General features: G+C 32.3%; 20 protein-coding genes and 1 riboswitch. Of the genes, 19 read left to right on the forward strand and 1 reads right to left on the reverse strand.

Going from position 1 to position 21,806, the window contains the following annotated elements:
* Window positions 1-2 precede the first annotated feature (2 nt).
* The 17 genes from ABMA45_RS02430 to ABMA45_RS02510 all read left to right on the forward strand — a co-directional run bounded on the left by ABMA45_RS02430 (window position 3) and on the right by ABMA45_RS02510 (window position 14,977).
* The gene (locus tag ABMA45_RS02430; protein ID WP_022088292.1) at window positions 3-1,532 is read left to right on the forward strand and encodes a Y-family DNA polymerase; all 1,530 of its coding nucleotides are present in this window, start codon (window positions 3-5) and stop codon (window positions 1,530-1,532) included.
* 110 nt (window positions 1,533-1,642) lie between these two features.
* Window positions 1,643-2,065: a hypothetical protein gene (locus ABMA45_RS02435; RefSeq protein ID WP_022088293.1), complete on the forward strand. Its 423-nt coding sequence runs from the start codon at window positions 1,643-1,645 to the stop codon at window positions 2,063-2,065.
* 83 nt (window positions 2,066-2,148) lie between these two features.
* Window positions 2,149-2,526, forward strand: coding sequence for a CidA/LrgA family protein (locus ABMA45_RS02440; protein ID WP_022088294.1), 378 nt, complete (start codon window positions 2,149-2,151; stop codon window positions 2,524-2,526).
* Window positions 2,519-3,211 (forward strand): LrgB family protein, encoded by a 693-nt coding sequence (locus ABMA45_RS02445; RefSeq protein WP_022088295.1) that lies wholly within the window; start codon window positions 2,519-2,521, stop codon window positions 3,209-3,211. Before ABMA45_RS02440 ends, ABMA45_RS02445 begins: the two co-directional genes overlap by 8 nt.
* Before the next feature lie 102 nt (window positions 3,212-3,313).
* On the forward strand, window positions 3,314-3,889 hold the full coding sequence (locus ABMA45_RS02450) for a cytidylate kinase-like family protein (RefSeq protein WP_022088296.1): 576 nt from the start codon (window positions 3,314-3,316) through the stop codon (window positions 3,887-3,889).
* Between the two features lie 187 nt (window positions 3,890-4,076).
* A riboswitch (TPP riboswitch) is annotated at window positions 4,077-4,183 on the forward strand.
* Between the two features lie 77 nt (window positions 4,184-4,260).
* Entirely contained in the window at window positions 4,261-5,082 is an 822-nt protein-coding gene (gene thiM / locus ABMA45_RS02455; RefSeq protein WP_022088297.1) for a hydroxyethylthiazole kinase, read from the forward strand.
* The gene (gene thiE / locus ABMA45_RS02460) at window positions 5,069-5,707 is read left to right on the forward strand and encodes a thiamine phosphate synthase (protein WP_022088298.1); all 639 of its coding nucleotides are present in this window, start codon (window positions 5,069-5,071) and stop codon (window positions 5,705-5,707) included. The genes thiM and thiE overlap by 14 nt, the downstream gene beginning before the upstream one ends.
* A gap of 94 nt (window positions 5,708-5,801) precedes the next feature.
* Window positions 5,802-6,605, forward strand: coding sequence for a bifunctional hydroxymethylpyrimidine kinase/phosphomethylpyrimidine kinase (thiD, locus tag ABMA45_RS02465; RefSeq protein WP_022088299.1), 804 nt, complete (start codon window positions 5,802-5,804; stop codon window positions 6,603-6,605).
* A gap of 15 nt (window positions 6,606-6,620) precedes the next feature.
* The gene (gene thiC, locus ABMA45_RS02470) at window positions 6,621-7,931 is read left to right on the forward strand and encodes a phosphomethylpyrimidine synthase ThiC (RefSeq protein WP_022088300.1); all 1,311 of its coding nucleotides are present in this window, start codon (window positions 6,621-6,623) and stop codon (window positions 7,929-7,931) included.
* A 307-nt stretch (window positions 7,932-8,238) separates the two neighbouring features.
* Entirely contained in the window at window positions 8,239-10,815 is a 2,577-nt protein-coding gene (gene clpB / locus ABMA45_RS02475) for an ATP-dependent chaperone ClpB (protein WP_022088301.1), read from the forward strand.
* A gap of 268 nt (window positions 10,816-11,083) precedes the next feature.
* The gene (locus tag ABMA45_RS02480) at window positions 11,084-11,794 is read left to right on the forward strand and encodes a polysaccharide deacetylase family protein (RefSeq protein WP_022088302.1); all 711 of its coding nucleotides are present in this window, start codon (window positions 11,084-11,086) and stop codon (window positions 11,792-11,794) included.
* 151 nt (window positions 11,795-11,945) lie between these two features.
* Entirely contained in the window at window positions 11,946-12,419 is a 474-nt protein-coding gene (locus tag ABMA45_RS02485; protein ID WP_022088303.1) for a COG2426 family protein, read from the forward strand.
* A gap of 17 nt (window positions 12,420-12,436) precedes the next feature.
* On the forward strand, window positions 12,437-12,796 hold the full coding sequence (locus tag ABMA45_RS02490) for a hypothetical protein (RefSeq protein ID WP_022088304.1): 360 nt from the start codon (window positions 12,437-12,439) through the stop codon (window positions 12,794-12,796).
* A 14-nt stretch (window positions 12,797-12,810) separates the two neighbouring features.
* Window positions 12,811-12,990: a DUF4250 domain-containing protein gene (locus ABMA45_RS02495; RefSeq protein ID WP_022088305.1), complete on the forward strand. Its 180-nt coding sequence runs from the start codon at window positions 12,811-12,813 to the stop codon at window positions 12,988-12,990.
* A gap of 68 nt (window positions 12,991-13,058) precedes the next feature.
* On the forward strand, window positions 13,059-14,153 hold the full coding sequence (locus tag ABMA45_RS02500) for an endonuclease/exonuclease/phosphatase family protein (protein ID WP_022088306.1): 1,095 nt from the start codon (window positions 13,059-13,061) through the stop codon (window positions 14,151-14,153).
* A 129-nt stretch (window positions 14,154-14,282) separates the two neighbouring features.
* Complete coding sequence (locus ABMA45_RS02505) at window positions 14,283-14,681, forward strand: arsenate reductase/protein-tyrosine-phosphatase family protein (RefSeq protein ID WP_022088307.1); 399 nt, start codon at window positions 14,283-14,285, stop codon at window positions 14,679-14,681.
* Window positions 14,682-14,854: 173 nt separating this feature from the next.
* On the forward strand, window positions 14,855-14,977 hold the full coding sequence (locus ABMA45_RS02510) for a hypothetical protein (RefSeq protein ID WP_022088308.1): 123 nt from the start codon (window positions 14,855-14,857) through the stop codon (window positions 14,975-14,977).
* Window positions 14,978-15,032: 55 nt separating this feature from the next.
* Here the strand turns inward: ABMA45_RS02510 and ABMA45_RS02515 are convergent, their stop codons facing one another.
* Window positions 15,033-16,421 carry a citrate/2-methylcitrate synthase gene (locus ABMA45_RS02515; protein WP_022088309.1) on the reverse strand — a complete coding sequence of 463 codons (1,389 nt, stop codon included), beginning with the start codon at window positions 16,419-16,421 and terminating at the stop codon, window positions 15,033-15,035.
* A 494-nt stretch (window positions 16,422-16,915) separates the two neighbouring features.
* Between ABMA45_RS02515 and ABMA45_RS02520 the strand changes: the two genes are divergently transcribed.
* Together ABMA45_RS02520 and ABMA45_RS02525 are read left to right on the forward strand one after the other, a co-directional pair.
* Complete coding sequence (locus ABMA45_RS02520; RefSeq protein WP_022088310.1) at window positions 16,916-18,232, forward strand: replication-associated recombination protein A; 1,317 nt, start codon at window positions 16,916-16,918, stop codon at window positions 18,230-18,232.
* A gap of 27 nt (window positions 18,233-18,259) precedes the next feature.
* The gene (locus ABMA45_RS02525) at window positions 18,260-21,802 is read left to right on the forward strand and encodes a DUF5717 family protein (protein ID WP_022088311.1); all 3,543 of its coding nucleotides are present in this window, start codon (window positions 18,260-18,262) and stop codon (window positions 21,800-21,802) included.
* Window positions 21,803-21,806: the final 4 nt, after the last annotated feature.

Genomic DNA, 21,806 nt, shown 5'->3' on the forward strand with positions numbered 1-21,806 from the left:
AAGTGGCAGAAAATGAAAAAACATATATAGCCATAGATTTAAAGTCTTTTTATGCATCAGTTGAATGCAGGGAAAGAAAGTTAGATTGTATGACTACAAATTTGGTGGTGGCTGACAAAAGCCGAACTGAAAAAACAATATGTCTGGCTGTTTCGCCGTCACTTAAAGCTTATGGGATTCCGGGCAGAGCCAGATTATTTGAAGTGATTCAAAAAATAAAAGAAGTTAATGAGGAAAGAAAGGCAAAATTGCCGGAAGGAGTTTTCCATGAATTATCGTATAATGATAATGTTATAAAAAAATCTCCATACGTAGGGGTTGATTATATTGTAGCGAAACCAAGAATGGCACTGTATATGCAATACAGTGCCAGAATTTATGAAATATATCTTAAATACATTGCATCTGAGGATATACATGTTTATTCTATTGATGAAGTATTTATGGATGTGACGCATTATTTAAAAACATATGAATTAACTCCTAAGCAGTTGGCAAAGAAAATAATAAAAGATATTCAACAGACAACGGGAATTACAGCAACGGCAGGTATTGGTACAAATTTATATTTGTGTAAGATTGCAATGGATATTATGGCAAAGCACATTCCGGCAGATGAAGATGGCGTAAGAATTGCTTATTTGGATGAAATGCTTTACAGAAAACAATTATGGAATCATAGACCAATTACAGATTTTTGGAGAGTCGGAAGAGGATATGCAAAGCAACTTGAGAAATATGGTTTGTATACGATGGGAGATATTGCCAGATGTTCAGTTGGAAAGGAAAATGAATTCCATAATGAAGAACTTTTGTACAAGTTATTTGGTGTAAATGCAGAATTACTGATAGACCATGCGTGGGGATGGGAGCCATGTACAATTGAAGATGTTAAATCCTATAAACCTGAAACTAACAGCTTAGGTTCAGGGCAGGTATTGCAATGCCCATACATGTGGGAAAAGGCAAGAGTTGTTGTTGGAGAAATGATTGAACTTCTTGTTCTTGATTTAGTTGAAAAAGAACTGGTTACTAATCAAATTGTGCTTACAGTAGGATATGACATAGAGTGTATTAAAAATCCTGAAATAAGAAAAAAGTACGATGGAAGTGTAACAACGGATTATTATGGAAGAAAGATACCAAAACACGCTCATGGGACAACAAATTTAAAAGAACATTGTTCATCTACAAAGCTTATAACTGAGGCAGTTTTAAAATTATATGATGAAATTGTAAATAAGAATTTGTTAATACGAAGAATAAATATAGCAGCAAATCATGTTATAAATGAAAAAGATGTTGTGAAAAAAGATGATTATGAACAGTTAGATCTATTTACTGATTATGAAGAACAGGCTAAGAAAAAAGAAACAGAAGAAAAGCAGTTACAAAGAGAAAAACAAATGCAAAAGGCTATGTTAGAGATAAAAAAGAAATATGGGAAAAACGCAATTTTAAAGGGAACTAATTTGACAGAAGGTGCTACAACAATAGAGAGGAATGAAATGATTGGTGGGCATAAAGCATAAAATTAAGTTTGTTAAAAAGATATTTATATAAATTATAAATGAAATTTTATTAATTTAACATTATGTAAAAGTTAGAGATGTTAATAAGGTATGGAAAGGCAGATGGCAAAATGAGTAAAGAGGCAAAGAATACTTATGAAGATATTATAAATATGGAGCATCCAACATCAAAAAGGCATCCAAGGATGACGGTTTATAACAGGGCTGCACAATTTTCACCATTTGCTGCACTGACAGGTCATGAGGAGGCGTTGAAAGAAACTGCAAGGATTACTGATAATAAAATTGAATTAGATGAAAATGTTAAAAGAGAACTTGATTATAAATTACAACAGATATTAAATAAAAATGACTCTATTCCAAATGTGCAGATTACTTATTTTAAAAAAGATGAAAATAAAGAGGGCGGGGCATATTTAAATATATGCTCCAAAATAAAAAAGATAGATGAGTATAAAAAAACAGTTGAATTTACCGATGGAAAAGAAATTTTTATAGATGATATTATATCTATAGAGGAAGAAACAAAATGAAATAAGTTTGTTTTTAGAATGTTTTCTACGATTAGCCGCCGACAAAAGTACGGGGCAGTACATATTTTTAAAGGAGCTTTAAGATGAAATATTTAAAACAATTTTTAATAATACTTGTAATTTCATATGCAGGAGAGTTGTTAAAATACGTGTTACCATTACCGATTCCGGCTAGTATATACGGAATGGTTATTTTACTTGTAGGATTGCTTACAGGATTGATTGCACTTGATGCAGTTAAAGATGTTGGCAAATTTTTGATAGAAATAATGCCTGTTATGTTTATACCGGCAGGAGTAGGACTTATGTCGTCATGGGGAACACTAAAACCATTGCTATTGCCTGTTAGTATAATAACAGTAGTAACAATAGTTACAGTTATGGCTGCAACAGGAAAGGTTTCACAATGGGTTATACGAAAAGGAAAATCTGATAAAGAGGAGAATGAAAAATATGAATAATTTGCTTGAAACATCTTTATTTGCGGGCGTAAGCATAAGTCTAGTATCATATATGATTGGTCTTGCATTAAAGAAAAAATTTAAACTGGGGATATTTAATCCGTTATTGATTTCAATTATATTTACAATTGTTATTTTGGTTTGCGCAAATGTAGATTATGAAACATATAACAAGGGTGCAGTTTATTTAAGCTGGTTTTTAACTCCGGCAACAGTGTGCCTTGCAATTCCATTATATGAACAGTGGCAATTGTTAAAAAGAAATTTTAAAGCAGTAATTTTAGGAATATCAGCCGGAGTGCTTACCAGTTTGTGTACAGTGTTGATTTTGGCAAAATTAATGAAAATGACACACAGGGAGTATGTTACTTTACTTCCAAAGTCAATAACTACAGCAATCGGTATGGGCGTTTCAGAGGAATTAGGCGGATATGTTACAATTACGGTAGCAGTAATCGTAGTTACAGGAGTTTTAGGAAATATATTTGGAGAACTTATTTGCAAGATATTTAAGATTACGGAACCTATTTCAAAGGGATTGGCATTAGGAGCATCTTCTCATGCAATTGGAACTGCAAAGGCAATTGAAATGGGAGAAATCGAAGGTGCAATGAGCAGTCTTGCAATAGCTGTTACAGGCATTTTGACGGTAGTTTTAGCATCTGTATTTGCAAATTTTTTATAGAAATATATTAAGATGCATGGTCAAAACGTTTAAGCTCTCGTAAATTTGCTCATAAGTGGATAACTATAAATTTTGCAGATTACTTAAAGAAGGAGTACAATTATGATTATTACAATAGCCAGACAGTGCGGATGTAATGGAGATGAATTAGGAAAAGCATTGGCACAAAAATATAATTTAAAATTATTTGACAAAAAAGCAATTTCTAAAATGGCAAAGGAAAAAGGGTATTTTGAAAGATACCCTGACTTTTACGGAGAAACACCTATGGATATGCTTATGCATTCGATTACGGTTTCTGAAGAAGATTCGTTGTTATACAGTACAGCAGGTAAAGCGTTGAAAAATGTAATTGATGAAGACAATTTTATTATAATTGGAAGATGTGGCAATTATGTATATAGAGATGATGTTAAATGTATTTCAATTTTCCTGTCAGGTAGCAAAAAAGTAAGAGAAGAAAACATTGCTAAGAAACATAACATTTCAGTAAGAAAAGCTCATAATACCGTGCTGCAGACAGATGAAAGAAGAAGCAAATATCATGGATATTATACCGGTGAAGAATGGGGAATGGCCGGAAATTATGATTTGTGCATAAATGTTGATAATTTAGAAGTAAATGAATTAGTTGAAGTCATAGATAGTTATATTAATAGAACCATAGGTGAAAAATAAATAATATAAGTGGTTTATGAAAAATAAAGAAATATAACGGCGCCAGTTTAAAAAGATTATAGTGATATAGCTAAAAAACTAGTATTGACACAGAAACGAAAGCCGTCTATAGTTGAAGAAAAGAATGAAATTGATAATTAGTTTAGTTACTGATTAAAGTAATAACAATTAAAAAGATTGTTATTTGTGAAAATAAAAGGGGAGCTTGCATAAGCTTGCTGAGAGTAGGTTGTATACCTTGACCCATAACCTGATTTGGATAATGCCAACGTAGGAACATAATTATAGCAGATTTTGTGAGATAACAATATTTGTGCGGATGTGTTTTATAGGCACATCCGCATTATTTTTGTAAAAGGAGGGAATTGTGCATGTTAGGAAAATACATAGAAGAAGTCAGAAATAATACACCTTTGGTTCATAATATTACAAATTATGTAACAGTTAATGATGTGGCAAATGTTTTATTGGCATGTGGAGGAAGCCCGATTATGTCTGATGAACCGGAAGATGTTGAGGATATTACAAGTATTTGCCAGGGCTTAAATATTAATATTGGTACATTGAATAAGAGAACTATAGAAAGTATGTTTATTGCGGGAAAGAGAGCAAATAAATTGGGACATACGGTATTACTTGATCCTGTTGGAGCAGGAGCTTCAGTACTTAGAACAAATATTGCAGTAGAATTAATGAATAAAATTGAATTTAATGTAATTCGTGGAAATATATCAGAGATTAAGACCTTAGCTTATGGCAGCGGAACAACAAAAGGTGTAGATGCTGATGTAGCAGATGCAGTGACCGAAAAAAATTTGGAAAATTCAATTAAATTTATAAAAGAATTTGCAAAAAAGAGTGAAACAATAATAGCTATTACAGGAGCAATTGATTTAGTAAGCGATGGAAAAAGATGTTTTGTTATAAGAAATGGTCGTCCTGAAATGGGTAAAATAACAGGAACAGGATGTCAGCTTTCAGGAATGATGACAGCATTTTTAGTAGCAAATCCTAACGAACAGTTAGAGGCAGCTGCAGCAGCAGTTTGTACAATGGGTCTTGCAGGTGAAATCGGATGGAGTTATATGAAAGAGGGAGACGGTAATTCTACATATAGAAATAGAATTATTGATGCAATCTATAATATGGATAAGGAAACTCTCGATAAAGGAGCAAAATATGAAATTAGATAAAAAAGATTTGTTATTGTATGCAGTAACAGACAGATATTGGTTAAACGGAAGAACTTTATACGAAGTAGTAAAAGAAAGTCTTGACGGAGGAGTTACTTTTCTTCAGTTAAGAGAGAAAAAATTAGATGAGGAGCATTTCCTTGAAGAGGCAAAAGAACTAAAGAAGTTATGCAAAGAATATAAAGTACCTTTCATTATAAATGATAATGTGGATATTGCTGTAGAAATAGGAGCAGACGGTGTCCATGTAGGACAAAGTGATATGGAAGCAGGTATGGTAAGAGAAAAATTAGGACCTGATAAAATCATAGGTGTATCTGCACAGACAGTAGAACAGGCACTTTTGGCAGAAAAAAGAGGTGCAGATTATCTTGGAGTAGGAGCAGTATTTCCAACAAATTCAAAAGATGATGCAAAAGAAGTAACGTATGAAACTTTGAAAGAAATATGTGAAGCAGTGTCAATTCCTGTTGTAGCAATAGGTGGAATAACTCATGACAACATTAAAGAATTGGCAGGAAGTAAAATAGACGGAATTGCAGTAATTAGTGCAATTTATGGTGCAAATAATATAAAAAATGCAGCTAGTGGCTTAAAAGAAGAAATAAGCAAAATTGTAGAATAATATTATCAGGTAAAGTAAGACAAGAGAACATATATATAATTACTATATATGTGACAAATAAGAAAATTAAATAATAAATAGTAGGAGAAATTATATGAAGACAGCCCTTACAATTGCAGGAAGTGATTCAAGTGGTGGAGCAGGTATTCAGGCAGACATAAAGACGATGATGGCAAACGGAGTGTATGCTATGAGTGCCATTACAGCCCTAACTGCTCAAAATACTACAGGCGTGGCGGCAATACAGAATGCAACACCTGAATTTCTGGCACAGGAAATTGACAGCATATTTACGGATATTGAACCGGATGCAGTTAAAGTAGGAATGGTTTCAGAGAAAAAACTTATAAAAGTTATTTCTGATAAATTAAAACAATATAAAGCGAAAAATATTGTTATTGATCCGGTAATGGTGGCAACAAGTGGCGCAAGGCTTATTAATGAAGATGCTGTAGACACATTAAAAAAAGAATTGTTTCATTTGGCAACGATTCTTACTCCAAATATTCCGGAGGCAGAAGAACTGGCCCAAATAAAAATAAACAACTCAAAAGATATGATAAAGGCAGCAGAAAAAATTGCAAAAACATATAACTGTGCAGTCCTTTGCAAAGGAGGACATAACCAAAATGATGCCAGCGATTTATTATATAAAGATAATGAATTCAAATGGTTTCATGGAAAAAGAATAGATAATCCAAATACCCATGGAACAGGGTGTACATTATCATCAGCAATAGCATCAAATCTGGCAAAAGGATATGATTTGGAAGAATCAGTTTTTAGAGCCAAAGAGTATATTTCAGGAGCATTAGCAGCTATGCTTGATTTAGGAAAGGGAAGTGGACCTATGAATCATGGATTTGCTATTACAAATGAATATACTAAAGTAAAATAATAAAGGAGAATTACGATGGAAGAAAGATTATATGCAACACAGATGGAAGCTGCAAGAAAAGGAATTGTAACAAAGGAATTAGAAATTGTAGCAAAAAAAGAAAAAATGGAAGTAAAGGAGCTTTTACCTCTTGTAGCAAGTGGTAAAGTTGTAATTCCTGCTAATAAGAATCATAAGTGTCTCGATCCTGAAGGAATAGGTTCTATGTTAAAAACAAAGATTAACGTAAATCTTGGAATTTCTAAGGATTGCAAAGATTATGATGTTGAAATGGAAAAAGTTATGTCAGCCGTAAAGATGGGTGGCGAAGCAATCATGGATTTATCAAGTCATGGAAACACACAGCCATTTCGTAAAAAACTTACAAGTGAATGTCCTGCAATGATAGGAACAGTACCTGTATATGATAGTGTAATTCATTATCAGAGAGACTTGGATACTTTAACAGCAAAAGATTTTATAGATGTAGTACGTTTACATGCACAGGATGGTGTTGATTTTGTTACACTTCATTGTGGAATTACAAGAAAAACAATAGAGCAGATTCGCAAACATAAAAGAAAAATGAATATTGTATCAAGAGGAGGTTCACTTGTTTTTGCATGGATGTGCATGACAGGAGAAGAAAATCCGTTCTACGAATACTATGATGAAATTCTTGATATATGTAGAGAATATGATGTTACTGTTTCATTAGGAGATGCCTGCAGACCGGGTTGTCTTGCAGATGCGACAGATGTATGTCAGATTGAAGAACTTGTTCGTCTTGGAGAATTAACTAAGAGAGCATGGGAAAAAGATGTTCAGGTTATGGTTGAAGGACCGGGACATGTACCAATGGATCAGATAGCAGCTAACATGAAAGTTCAGCAGACAATTTGTATGGGAGCACCATTTTATGTTTTAGGACCTTTAGTTACAGATATAGCCCCCGGATATGATCATATAACAGCAGCTATTGGTGGTGCAATTGCAGCAATGAATGGAGCAGCTTTCCTTTGCTATGTTACACCTGCAGAACATTTGGCACTTCCAAATTTAGATGATGTAAAACAGGGAATAATTGCAAGTAAAATCGCAGCTCATGCAGCTGATATCGCAAAAGGCGTAAGAGGCGCAAGAGATATAGATGATAAAATGGGAGATGCAAGACGAGTTTTAGATTGGGATGCTCAGTGGGAATGCGCACTTGATCCTGAAACTGCAAAAGCAATTAGAGCAGACAGAGCACCTGAACATGAAGATACATGTTCAATGTGTGGTAAATTCTGTGCAGTCCGTAGTATGAACAAAGCTTTAAATGGAGAACATATAGATATACTCTAAACTTTAATGAAATTAAGGCGGATAATAGTATGTAAATACATAGTATATAAGATGTCAGGGTAAGCAAACCTATGATTTAATGACTACGGCTTGCTCTGTGCTACATAAAAGGAACTGTTGCGTTATTGATATGTAACAGTTCTTTTTATGAAAACAAAAGAAAAGCTAAAAAATTTTTAAAAAATAATTAGCACTCACTCTTGACGAGTGCTAACAAAAGTGCTATAACGTATTTGTAGGAAAGGAAAATCCTAAGAAAGAGAGTGAAGAACTAATATTTAAAACAGAAGTTAAGGAGGTATAGAAGATGAACATTAGTAAATTTACACAGAAGTCAATTGAAGCAGTTCAGAACTGTGAAAAGGTTGCTGAGGAATTTGGTAATCAGGAAATTGATCAGGAACATTTAATATACAGCCTTGTTAATTTAGAAGACAGTCTGATTTTAAAATTAGTTGAAAAGATGGAAATCCAGACAACACATTTTAAAAACAGAATTGAAGATTATGTTAGTAAGAAACCTAAAGTACAAGGCGGACAGAGGTATATTAGTCAGAGTCTTAATTCAGCATTATTAGCAGCAGAAGATGAAGCAAAGAGAATGGGAGATGAATATGTTTCAGTTGAACATTTATTCCTTGCTATGATTGCTAAGCCAAATAAAGAAGTTAAAGAATTTTTCAAAGAATATGGTATTACAAGGGAAAGATTCTTAAAGGTATTAGCTGAGATAAGAGGAAATCAGAGAGTAACAAATGATAATCCTGAGGCTACTTATGATGCACTTGGAAAATATGGACAGGATTTGGTTGAGAGAGCAAGAAATCAAAAGTTAGACCCTGTTATTGGACGAGACAGTGAAATTAGAAATGTAATTCGTATATTGTCAAGAAAGACAAAAAATAATCCTGTTTTAATCGGTGAACCCGGTGTAGGTAAAACAGCAGCAGTAGAAGGTCTGGCTCAAAGAATTGTAAGTGGAGATGTTCCGGATGGATTGAAGGATAAAAAGATATTTTCACTTGATTTAGGAGCATTGGTAGCAGGTGCTAAATACAGAGGTGAATTTGAAGAGCGTTTAAAAGCTGTACTTGAAGATGTAAAGAACAGTAACGGAGAGATAATTTTATTTATTGATGAGTTACACACAATTGTCGGCGCAGGAAAAACAGATGGTGCAATGGATGCAGGTAATATGTTAAAACCTATGCTTGCAAGAGGTGAACTTCATTGTATAGGTGCAACGACGCTTGATGAATATAGACAATATATTGAAAAGGATAAGGCTTTGGAAAGACGTTTCCAACCTGTTATGGTCAATGAACCAACAGTGGAGGATACAATTTCAATTTTAAGAGGATTGAAAGAAAGATATGAAGTCTTCCACGGAGTTAAAATTACAGATAGTGCATTAGTTTCAGCAGCAACATTATCTGACCGTTATATAACTGACAGATTTTTGCCTGATAAGGCAATTGACCTTGTTGATGAAGCTTGCGCGATGATAAAAACAGAACTTGATTCAATGCCTACAGAACTTGATGAACTTAGAAGAAAAGTTATGCAGATGGAAATTGAAGAGGCAGCCTTAAAGAAGGAAACCGATAATTTGAGCAAAGAAAGATTAGAGGAACTTCAAAAAGAATTAGCTGAACTTAGAGATGCATTTAACAATAAGAAAGCTCAGTGGGAAAACGAAAAGAATTCTGTAAACAAATTACAGGAACTTCGTGAACAGGTTGAACAGGTCAAGAAAGAAATACAGATTGCCCAGAGCAAGTATGATCTTGAAAAGATGGCTGAGTTACAATATGGTAGATTACCTCAGTTACAGAAACAGTTAGAAAGTGAAGAGGCAAATGTAAAAAATAAAGATTTGTCTTTGGTACGTGAAAGTGTTACAGATGAAGAAATTGCAAAAATCATTTCACGTTGGACAGGAATACCTGTTGCTAAACTGACAGAAACAGAAAGAAATAAAACTCTTCATTTGGATGAACAGTTACACAAACGTGTAATTGGACAGGATGAAGCAGTTACAAAGATTACTGAATCAATAATCAGATCAAAGGCGGGAATAAAAGACCCTGGTAAACCAATAGGTTCGTTCCTGTTTTTAGGACCTACAGGTGTAGGTAAAACAGAACTTGCTAAAGCACTTGCACAGAATTTATTTGACGATGAGACAAATATGGTTCGTATTGATATGAGTGAATATATGGAAAAATATTCAGTGTCAAGATTAATCGGAGCGCCTCCGGGATATGTTGGATATGATGAAGGCGGTCAGCTTACTGAAGCAGTTCGTAGAAAACCATATTCGGTAGTACTTTTTGATGAAATTGAAAAGGCTCATCCGGATGTATTTAATGTATTATTACAGGTATTAGACGATGGTAGAATTACAGATTCTCAGGGCAGAACAGTGGACTTTAAAAACACAATATTAATTATGACGTCAAATATTGGTTCTTCATATTTGCTTGAAGGAATCAATGACAATGGTGATATAAAGCCTGAGGCAGAAGAGATGGTTATGAATGATTTGAGAAATCATTTCAGACCTGAATTCTTAAACAGATTAGACGAAATTATTATGTTTAAACCACTTACCCGTGATAATATTGGCGGCATTGTAGATTTAATAGTTGCAAATTTGAATGAAAGACTTGCAGACAAAGATTTACATTTAGTGCTTACAGACGAGGCAAAGAAATTTGTCGCAGATAATGGATATGATCCGGTTTATGGTGCAAGACCGCTTAAGAGATATTTACAGAAGAATGTAGAAACCTTAGTAGCAAAGATTATTTTACAAGGAGATGTAAATATGGGAGATACTATTACGGTTGATGCAAAAGATGGAAAACTGATTATAAGATAAAGATATCAGACAAAGATATCAGACAAAGGTCTTTCGACCACTTATAAGCAAACTTATGTGGGCTTAGGTCTTTTTGACTCTGGTATTATATAAAAGCTGAATTATTAGCATAAAATATGGACTTGTGTAATAACAGGAATCATATTAACATGTTGGTAATTCAGCTTTTTATTTTGTTTAAAACGTCCTATTAAACATATTCCACTTTACAAATATATATAATTTAAAGAAGAAAAAACAAACATAAAGTAAGATTTAGAGGATTTAAATGAAGTTAAAAAAATGGTGGATTATTGCATTAATTATGATATTGCCGCTTTTATTTATAATGGGAAATTTGAAGAAAAAAACTATAGAAACAGCAGAAAATAATTTGAAAACCATAAATAAATATAAAAACATAAAGAGAGTTGCTTTAACTTTTGATGACGGACCAAGCAGTGAATGTACACCAAGACTGTTAGATATTTTGAAAGAAGAAAATGTAAAGGCGACGTTTTTTTTAGTTGGGAAAAATATAAAAGAAAATGAAGATATTGTTATAAGAATGAAAAATGAAGGCCATCTGATTGGAAATCATACATTTAATCATAGTCAGTTAACGAAATTAGGATTTGATGAGGCGGTAGAGGAGATTAATACTACAAATGCATGGATTACAAATATTTCAGGATATACCCCGGAATACATACGTCCACCGTTTGGCAGTTTTACTGATGAACTTTTAAGCGAAACATCAATGTCTGTAGTTATGTGGAATGTTGACCCGTTAGATTGGAAATATAAAAATAAGGACATTGTAACTGATAAAATTTTAAAAAACGTAAAAAATGGAGATATTATTTTAATGCATGACATATTTGAAAGCTCTGTTGATGCAGCACAAACTGTTATAAAAGAATTAAAGAAACAGGATTATGTATTTGTTACAGTTGATAAAATGAATTCAAATAAGCAAATTATAAGAAGAGATAAATAGTAAATAAAAAAATAAGATTGCTTGATTTTGGGGCATTATTAACGTAGAGAAGCAACAAAGCAATCCCCAAAAGGACTTGTGAAAAACAATAGGGAATGTTATACTTCAAAATGCTGGTATAGTATTAGAAAAATTATTTAAGGAGAGTTTTATGTTAAATTACATCATAATATTTTTGATTTCAATGGTTCCTCTTGTTGAACTTAGAGGAGCGTTAATTTATTCACAAGCAATTGGAATGCCTTTATTAGCTTCTTATATTATCTGTGTTATAGGAAATATGCTTCCGGTTCCAATCATTTATCTTTTTGCAAGAAAAGTATTGATTTGGGGAAAAGATAAAAAACATATTGGAAAATTCTTTACTTTTTGTATAGAAAAGGGTGAAAAAGGCGGAAAGAAACTACAGGAAACAGCAGGAAAAGGACTATTTGTAGCATTGTTTTTATTTGTGGGAATTCCACTTCCGGGAACAGGTGCATGGACAGGAACTTTAGCAGCAAGTTTTCTTGATATGGATTTTAAATCAAGTGTAATCGCTGTAATGGGTGGAGTTCTTTTGGCAGGAATTATAATGGGACTTGGAAGTGCAGGCGTATTTGGAGCGTTAACTGCATTATTTTAAGAGAATAGAGGCACTAAATGGATAAAAAATATGATTATTTAAAATATACACCAACATTGCCGGGAAAAATTGCTATAGGTATTGCAACACCATCAGCCATTATTGGAATTATTGCAGTATTTTTCGCTTTTAAATTTCCGGAGGCGTTTATTATAACTTTGATAGCAGAAGCGATAGCTGTTATAGGTGGAATTGTTCTTACAATAGACATTGTAAGATTTAATATTTCACAAAAGAAAAAACAGGAAAAGATACAAAGCAGGTCAAAGAATAAAGAAAATGAACCAAAAGAAATGGATATAATGAGAATTGTGCATATGATTATAGGTATAATTGTAGGAATCATTATAGGATATTTAATTTGGGGTGTAAGATAAAAAGGAGAATTATTATGACAGGTTTACCAAATGATCCGGTTATGTTACTTAGTGTAGTAAATACAGCACTTAGAGATACGCATCAGGATTTGGATGGATTTTGCAAAACAAGAGATGTTGAGAAAGAAGATATCGTAAATAAATTAAAGACAATTAACTATGAGTATAATGTAGAATTAAATAAATTTGTATAGAGATAGATGAATTACACATAGATGTGAAAACAAATTTATATAAATCACAGTTAAACAAAGGATATAAAATGAATATATTAAAAAAGGTTATTAAAGCTATTTTAGCAGTGCTTATAATTATAATAATTGTAGTTTTAGTGTATGCAGCTTACGTTTTCATTTCATATAACAGGATAGATGATAATAAGAAATTAAAAATAAATGAACCTAAAGTTAAAAGTGAAAATATAAGTGATAAGGTTAATACAAATGTAGAATATACAATAGGAACATACAATGTAGGATTTGGAGCGTATCTTCCTGATTACAGTTTCTTCATGGACGGAGGGAAATATTCCAGATGTTACAGTAAGGAAAGCAGTACCGATGCAATAAAGGGAGCAGCTTCATTAAGCAATGGTTACAATCCTGATTTTATGATGTTTGAAGAAGTAGATAGAAAATCAACAAGAAGTTATGGAGTAAATCAGGAAAATATTATAACTGACATTTTTGATGATTATTATAGTAGTTTTGCGGTAAATTATAATTCAGCATATTTATTTTATCCATTTTATAAACCTATAGGAAAATCATATTCGGGAATTGTCTTATATTCTAAATTCAAAATAACAGATTCATTGCGAAGAAGTCTTCCAATTTCAACAGGATTTTCTAAATTCCTTGATTTAGACAGATGCTATTCAATAAGCAGAATAAATGTTGAAAATGGGAAAGAATTAGTTTTATTTACGGTTCATTTATCAGCATATGGAAATAGCGATGAAATAAGAGAAGCTCAATTAAATATGCTTTTTAAAGATATGGAAAAGGAAGTAGAAGACGGAAATTATGTTATTTGCGGCGGAGATTTTAATCATGATTTGAAAGCAGATGAAGCAAAAAGTGACGAAACTGAAAGTTGGGCATATCCGTTCCCAAGAAGCGAAATGCCACAAGGGGTGACGTTTGCAATGGATAAACTGTCACAGGATGAGTTAGAACAAATGCCTGAATCGGCAAGAAATGCAGATATGGAATACATTCCGGGAAAAACATATGTAGTTACATTAGATGGGTTTATAATATCTGATAATGTAGAAATGACATCATATGAGGTGGCTGACACAGGATTTGCATATTCTGATCATCAGCCGGTTATAATGAAATTTATGCTTAAGTAATTGCAAATTTTTTACAGTAAAATTCGTAAGCAGAAAACAAGAAAATTTGAAAAAATTTGATATATATATGTATAAACATATTGTTGCTTACACTTGTAAAAATATCTAACCATATGAGAGGAGGATTTCATGAATAAGAAAAAAGTCGTATTTGTATGCGTACATAATTCGTGTAGAAGCCAGATTGCGGAAGCATTGGGAAATCATCTTGCAGGAGATGTGTTAGAGTGTTATTCAGCAGGAACAGAGACAAAGCCGCAGATTAATCAGGATGCAGTAAGAATTATGAAGAAGTTATATAATATAGATATGGAAAAAAATCAGTATAGTAAGACCTATGATAAAGTTCCAACACCGGACATAGCCATTTCCATGGGGTGCGATGTTGGCTGCCCATATATTGGCAGGAACTTCGATTATAATTGGGGATTGCAGGATCCAACCGGCGGTAGTGACGATGCGTTTATGGAGGTAATATCTGAGATTGAAAAAAATATTTTAAATTTAAAAGAAAAGATGAGCAAATAAAGATAATTAATATTTTAGATTTGAGAGATATTTGATAATGAAATATTTTTTACGTTGAATTACAAGCTACATTTTTATATAATTAAACTAATTGATTGAGAGGGAGAAAATTATATTCCTAAATTCACGGTACAATTTTAGCACTAAATAAAACTGTTCAGGTGGAACCATCAATGCAAGCAGAGGCTAAAGCAGACAAACCTGCAATGGTTAAAAATGTTAAAGTTAAAATTGTAGGGAATAAGGCTTCTGTAAAATATAAAAAAGATACTGCGGATATATTAGAAAATCCGTAGTATCTTTTTATGCATTAATATCTAATTTTAAACTAATATCTAAATCAAATATATATTATACAATAGTTGTATGTCTGTCGTTAAGTGCAACGTACTTTGTCTTTTTCGCAACATTCATATATGCAGGTCTGATAATCTTTCCGGCATTAATGATTTCTTCAATACGATGTGCACACCAGCCTGAAATTCTGGCAGATGCAAACATAGGAGTAAACAATCCGTCAGGAAGTCCAAGTGAAGAATATATAAATCCACTGTAGAAATCAACATTTGCACTTACATTTTTCTGCATTGGCTTGCAACTTGCAATAACCTCAGGAGCAAGTCGGGCAACATTATTGTAAAGCTGATACTCATCCATAAGACCTTTTTCCTGTGCAAGCTTTTTAGCAAAGCCTTCAAGAATTTTTGCTCTAGGGTCAGAAATAGAGTAAACAGCATGACCGATTCCATAAATCAAACCTGATTTATCAAAGATTCTCTTATCAAGTATTGCATGCAAATAATTTGAAATTTCTTCATCGTCGTTCCAATTAGAAACTGTTTCTTTCATATGGTCAAACATCTGTTTAACTTTAATGTTAGCGCCACCATGTCTTGGACCTTTAAGTGAACCAAGAGAAGCTGCGATTGCAGAATAAGTGTCCGTTCCTGAAGAAGAAACAACATGAGTTGTAAATGTAGAGTTATTACCACCACCATGTTCAGCATGAAGAACAAGAGCTAAGTCAAGGATTTTTGCTTCAAGCGGAGTAAAACTTCCATCAGGTCTAAGTAATCTTAATATATTCTCAGCCGTGGACATGTTAGGGTCCGGTGTGTTTATATGAAGGCTTTGTCCATGATGATAGTGGTTATGGGCATGGTATCCATAAACACTGATAAGTGGAACTCTTGCAATAAGACTTAAACTTTGACGTAAAACATTTGGAATTGATGTATCATCAGGATTATCGTCATAAGAGTAAAGTGTAAGTACACTACGTGCAAGCATGTTCATCATATCTCTACTTGGTGCTTTCATAATAATATCTCTTACAAAGCTAGGTGGAAGAGTTCTGTATTCAGATAATAAATTTGTGAAATTTTCTAATCTTTTTGCTGTTGGAAGTTCACCAAATAATAAAAGATATGTAACTTCTTCAAAACCAAAGCGGTTTTCATCTAAAAAACCTTTAACAATATCTTCAATATCTATTCCACGGTAAAAAAGTTTTCCTTCACAAGGAACAGCTTTTCCGTCAATCATATCGTAGGAATGAACATCACCGATTTCGGTAAGGCCTGTAAGAACACCTTTACCGTTTTTATCACGAAGACCTCTCTTAACATCGTATAAATTATAGAGAGATTCATCAATACATGAATTATTAATGCATCTGTCTGCATATTTTAATATCTGTGGTGTAATCTGATCAGGTATGTTTTCATTTATGTTGTTCATAGTGACCTCCTATTGTACATAGAAAAATCTATGTTTAGTAATTAGAGTCTATAGCTACATTAGCATAGACGCCATTAAGTAGAACTTTAACATAATTAAGAAAAGACAACAATAAAACTTAAGAAAAACAAAAAAAGAAAAGTAAAAACTTAATTAAATTAAGCAAAATGCGCGAAAAAAGCACAAATATATTTGATAAGCTTACTATCAGGGCATAATAATCTAAGCCTTAAAGTAAAATTGTGGAATGTGAATAAACATTTATTATGATGTTAGGGCAAACGCCCCAACTTTGATGCCATATTTAAGCAGTAATTGGTAATACTGTTCTAATTCGTAGATAATGTACAAAAAGAAGGTAAAATGTGATAAAATAAAAAACGGATATGCCTTAAAGTACTATTCTAAAGGTATATTGTGTTAAAATAATTTTGATTATTGGGTCAGATAATTCACAAGTGAGTAATTAAAAGTAAAATAAGGAAGTGAAATCAATGGATTTATTTGATTTTATGAGAAATGAAAATATGGAGAAGGATTCTCCATTAGCAAGCAGGCTAAGACCAACAACATTAGACGAAGTAGTTGGACAGGAGCATATTATAGGTAAAGATAAACTTTTATATAGAGCAATTAAAGCAGATAAGTTAAGTTCAATTATTTTTTATGGACCGCCTGGGACTGGGAAAACAACATTGGCAAAAGTAATTGCGAATACAACAAGTGCAGAATTTACTCAGATAAATGCTACTGTTGCAGGCAAGAAAGATATGGAAGAAGTAGTGGAAAAGGCTAAACAGACAATGGGAATGTATGGAAGAAAGACTATATTGTTTGTAGATGAAATTCATCGCTTTAATAAGGGACAGCAGGATTACCTTTTACCATTTGTAGAAGATGGAACGTTAATTCTTATAGGGGCAACCACTGAAAATCCATACTTTGAAGTTAATGGGGCTTTAATTTCACGTTCTATTGTGTTTGAATTAAAGCCGCTTTCGACAGAGAATATAAAACAGCTAATTTTAAGAGCAGTTAATGATAAAGAAAAAGGAATGGGAGCGTTTAATGCGAGAATAGATGATGATGCGGCTGACTTTTTAGCCGAAATTTCAAATGGTGATGCAAGAACAGCATTAAATGCTATTGAATTAGGAATTTTAACTACTGATAAAAGTGAAGATGGAACAATCCACATAACAATGGAAGTTGCAGAACAATGTATTCAGAAAAGAGCCATCCGATATGATAAATCAGGAGACAACCATTATGATACAGTATCTGCATTTATAAAAAGTATGAGAGGCTCAGATCCTGATGCGGCACTTTACTATTTGGCAAAAATGCTTTATGCAGGTGAAAGTGTTGAATTTATAGCAAGACGAATTATGATATCAGCGGCGGAAGATGTGGGAATGGCAGATCCTAATGCATTAACAGTTGCCGTGTCTGCTGCAAATGCCGTCCACCAGATTGGAATGCCTGAAGCAAAGATAATATTGGCAGAGGCAGTGGTATATATGGCTACTGCACCGAAAAGCAACGCTTCTTATATGGGATTAGAGAAGGCGATGAGTGCAGTACAGAATACAAAGATATCACGAATACCGGTTCACTTAATGGATGCACATTATAAAGGCGCAGCAAAGCTTGGACATGGTGATGGCTACAAATATGCACACGATTATGAAAATCATTATGTTAATCAGCAATATTTGCCGGATGAGCTTGTAAATGAAGTATTTTACAATCCGGGAGATTTAGGATACGAAGTTAAAGTAAAAGAACATTTTAAAAAGATAAAGGGATAGCACTAGAGTGATTAGAAAGGTGATAAATTGAAAGCATTAATAGAAAAATTAGCAATTGGAAATGTAGATTATGAAGTGCCTAAGGCACAGATTTCCCATAATAGCTTTGATATGGTGTTAGCAAAAGGGGAGATAGCCTACGGCTCATTTAACATCCGCTCTGAATCAAATATGAATATAAAAGGAGTGGTATATTCTTCAGATTATCATTTGAAACTAAAAAATGATCAGTTTTTAGGAAAAGACAATACAATCAGATTTGAGGCGAATACTGAACATCTTTATCCGGGAGACGATGTGTCAGGTAAAATAGACATAGTATCAAATGCCGGAGAGTTTTCTGTTAATTTTAATATTCATGTGAAGGAAGAAAATATAGAATCTTCAATGGGCCCAATAAATAATCTTGAGGATTTTACAAAATTAGTTCAGTATTCTCATGAGGAAGCTATTAAATTGTTTATGTCAAGAGAATTTAAACACAACATTATCGGACAGGATGTTTATACAAGAGCCTTGTACAATGAATTGATGAAAAATTATAACAAAGAGATAGCAATGGAAGAATTCCTTGTTAAAAAAGGCCTTAAAGAACCTGTTACAATCAGTATTGTAGATAATGAAAAGACATACGAAGATATAAAGGAATCTTATGCAGACTCTCTTAAAATTACAAAGAGTGGTTGGGGATATGTAGACATAAAAGTTGAAATTAATGGTGAAATACTTCATAACTGCAAAAATGAAATAAATCTGGACAATTTTATTGGAAACACCTGCGAATATGAATATTTGATAAATCCATTCAAATTACACAGGGGCAGTAATTATGCAGAAATTGTGTTAAAGACAGTTAATCAGACCTTAACATATAAAATTCATGTTAACAATCCTACAGAAGATATATCTAAATATATCGAAAATAAAAAGGATATTATTGATGTGATGAGATTATATATGAATTTCCGTACCGGAAAGATAAACTCATTAGATTGGAAAAAGTCAACAGAGGACATTGCAGAGAAAAGATTACATTATAACAATGAAGATATAATGGCATTGTTGATAAAAACTCAACTTACAATATTAGATGGTGAAGAAGAACAGATTACTTCATATCTTATGCAATTGTCAAAATTAGTATCAGTAAGTAAGACAAATAACAAACTTAAGAGTGTTGAAGCATATTGCTATTATTTATATTTGAAAACGATATATAAGCAAAATGCTACTTACACAGAAGAAGTTCGAAAAGAAATAAAGAACTATTATGAAAATGGTTATGATTCATGGAAATTATTGTGGATGTTAATGTACATGGATGACAGATATGACCAAAATCCAAGTCTTAAATATACTTTGGTAAAAGATCAGTTTAATAAAGGATGTACAAGTCCTGTGATGTTGTATGAAGCGGCAAAAATAATTTCAAAGCAACCGGAACTATTAAGGGTTATAAATAAATTTGAATTATTACTTTTGAGATTCATAAATAAATATGATATGTACAATGACAATTTAAATAAGCAGATAGTTACTTTGTTTGAAAAAGAAAAACAATTTGACAAAATAAAATTTGAAATATTGGCTGATTTATATGAAAAGACAGAAGATGTGAAAGTACTGGAAGGAATTTGCCAGATGCTTGTAAGCGGAGACAAAAAGAAACAGTTCTATTTTAAATGGTATGATGCCGGAGTTAAACATGATGTCAAAGTAACAAAACTTTACGAGTATTATATGTACACAATTGATACAACAAAAATGTTTAAATTATATCCACAGATATACAAATACTTTGCGTTTACAATGGAAACATTAGCCTATAATAAAGCATATTTATATCAGAATATAATTAAATATTTTGACCAGGCAAGTGAGATGTATAAAAAATACAAAGCCGGATTAGAAAAATATGTAGAAGAAGAGATTATTAATAAGCATATTGATAATAATCTTATTGAATTGTACAAAAAAATGCTCACACCACATTTTGTTAACAACAGAATGACAAAATCATTACCTAGTATATTAAATGCATGGAGAATAACTGTTGATAATCCAAATATTACAGAAGTTATAATATACCATAAAGAATTAGACGAACCTCAGCAGGTTCACCTTAATGGAGGAGAGGCTTTTGTTGAAATATATACAGACAACCCTGTAATAATATTTGTGGACAAAGATAGAAACAAATACGTAAATATAGAATATACATGCAGGAAAATTTTAAGAAATGTTAAGATTTCTGAGGTAGATAATGGAAGCATCTACTTAAAGTTAGCAAAGATAGAAAAAAACATAAAAAAATCAGCAAATGTTGATATTTTACAGATGTTAAAGGATATGCTTAATGTTGAAAATATAAGAGGAACATATAGAAAATATCTTTTAAATGAAATTGTTTCTTACTATTATAAGAATTCTTATTTAGATGAGTATGATGATTATGTAATGGAAATGAATATGAACGAGTTAGATAAAGACTCCAGAAATAAAATAATGTCAATACTTATTGCAAATAAGAAATATAAGAGTGTATATCCGTATATATTAGAATATGGTCCGGAAAGATTAAGCGATGAAAGTGTTGAAGAATTTTGTACAGGAATAATTAAAGAAACAGAGTTTGAAGAAGATGCTTTTATACTTGAAATGTGTGTGAAATTATTTAGGATGAATAAGGTTACAAGAGTAATTCTTGCTTATCTTGGAAGATTTTTCCTTGGAACAAACGAAGAAATGTTCATGTTATATGAGGAAATTAATAAAAAGAACATAATTGAAAACACATTGACGGAAAGACTACTTGTTCAGTGCATTTTTGAAGGGGATGTAAGTGAAAGAATTCATGGAATATTTAATAAATATGTACAGAATCCTTCATATGCAACAATTAGAAAAGCGTTTTACACATATGTTTCATATAATTATTTTGTTAAAAATATTCCTTGTCCGGATTCAACATGGGATATAATGCAGCAGGATATTAAGGATGGAACGGAAGTGACAGTTATTTCAAAAATCGGATATTTGTCACATGTGATTGAAAGTGAGCATGTAACACAGGAACAGATTGAAACATCAAAGAAACTGATGAGTCAGTTAGCTAAAAAGAATATTGTATTTGAATTTTATAAGAAGTTTAATAAATGGTTTGCAGTCCCATACAATATAGTGGATAAAACCATAATTGACTATCGTACAAATCCAAAGAATAAAGTATACATTACTTATAAGATAAAATCCATAACAGGCGAAACAAAGGAAAAAACTGAAGAAATGCGTAGTGTTTATTCAGGAATATTTACAAAAGATGTAATTATGTTCTTTGGAGAAGAAATAGAATATTATTTTGAAGAAATATCTGAAACTGACAGTATTGAGACAAAGAAATATACAATGAAAATAAATCAGAAAGATATTTTTAATGATGAAGGAAGATTTGGAATGCTTAACGGCATGATGATTTGCAAAGAACTTCACAGAGACAAGGATGTAAGAGAACTTATGGAAACATATGAACTTCATACGGATGCATCAGAACAGTTATTTAAGTTACTATAGGCAG

The sequence above is a fragment of the Eubacterium sp. CAG:156 genome, from assembly GCF_000434315.1.
GTDB classification, from domain to species: Bacteria; Bacillota; Clostridia; order Lachnospirales; family Lachnospiraceae; genus Eubacterium_U; species Eubacterium_U album.

What these genes read in the sequence shown, in the direction of transcription:
- thiM (WP_022088297.1), top strand. Translation starts at nt 4,261, where the DNA reads ATGTTAGGAAAATACATAGAAGAAGTCAGAAATAATACACCTTTGGTT.
- ABMA45_RS02505 (WP_022088307.1), top strand. Translation starts at nt 14,283, where the DNA reads ATGAATAAGAAAAAAGTCGTATTTGTATGCGTACATAATTCGTGTAGA.
- thiC (WP_022088300.1), top strand. Translation starts at nt 6,621, where the DNA reads ATGGAAGAAAGATTATATGCAACACAGATGGAAGCTGCAAGAAAAGGA.
- ABMA45_RS02450 (WP_022088296.1), top strand. Translation starts at nt 3,314, where the DNA reads ATGATTATTACAATAGCCAGACAGTGCGGATGTAATGGAGATGAATTA.
- ABMA45_RS02440 (WP_022088294.1), top strand. Translation starts at nt 2,149, where the DNA reads ATGAAATATTTAAAACAATTTTTAATAATACTTGTAATTTCATATGCA.
- ABMA45_RS02515 (WP_022088309.1), bottom strand. Translation starts at nt 16,421, where the DNA reads ATGAACAACATAAATGAAAACATACCTGATCAGATTACACCACAGATA.
- ABMA45_RS02480 (WP_022088302.1), top strand. Translation starts at nt 11,084, where the DNA reads ATGAAGTTAAAAAAATGGTGGATTATTGCATTAATTATGATATTGCCG.
- ABMA45_RS02510 (WP_022088308.1), top strand. Translation starts at nt 14,855, where the DNA reads ATGCAAGCAGAGGCTAAAGCAGACAAACCTGCAATGGTTAAAAATGTT.
- thiE (WP_022088298.1), top strand. Translation starts at nt 5,069, where the DNA reads ATGAAATTAGATAAAAAAGATTTGTTATTGTATGCAGTAACAGACAGA.
- ABMA45_RS02435 (WP_022088293.1), top strand. Translation starts at nt 1,643, where the DNA reads ATGAGTAAAGAGGCAAAGAATACTTATGAAGATATTATAAATATGGAG.
- ABMA45_RS02500 (WP_022088306.1), top strand. Translation starts at nt 13,059, where the DNA reads ATGAATATATTAAAAAAGGTTATTAAAGCTATTTTAGCAGTGCTTATA.
- clpB (WP_022088301.1), top strand. Translation starts at nt 8,239, where the DNA reads ATGAACATTAGTAAATTTACACAGAAGTCAATTGAAGCAGTTCAGAAC.
- ABMA45_RS02445 (WP_022088295.1), top strand. Translation starts at nt 2,519, where the DNA reads ATGAATAATTTGCTTGAAACATCTTTATTTGCGGGCGTAAGCATAAGT.
- ABMA45_RS02485 (WP_022088303.1), top strand. Translation starts at nt 11,946, where the DNA reads ATGTTAAATTACATCATAATATTTTTGATTTCAATGGTTCCTCTTGTT.
- thiD (WP_022088299.1), top strand. Translation starts at nt 5,802, where the DNA reads ATGAAGACAGCCCTTACAATTGCAGGAAGTGATTCAAGTGGTGGAGCA.
- ABMA45_RS02490 (WP_022088304.1), top strand. Translation starts at nt 12,437, where the DNA reads ATGGATAAAAAATATGATTATTTAAAATATACACCAACATTGCCGGGA.
- ABMA45_RS02520 (WP_022088310.1), top strand. Translation starts at nt 16,916, where the DNA reads ATGGATTTATTTGATTTTATGAGAAATGAAAATATGGAGAAGGATTCT.
- ABMA45_RS02495 (WP_022088305.1), top strand. Translation starts at nt 12,811, where the DNA reads ATGACAGGTTTACCAAATGATCCGGTTATGTTACTTAGTGTAGTAAAT.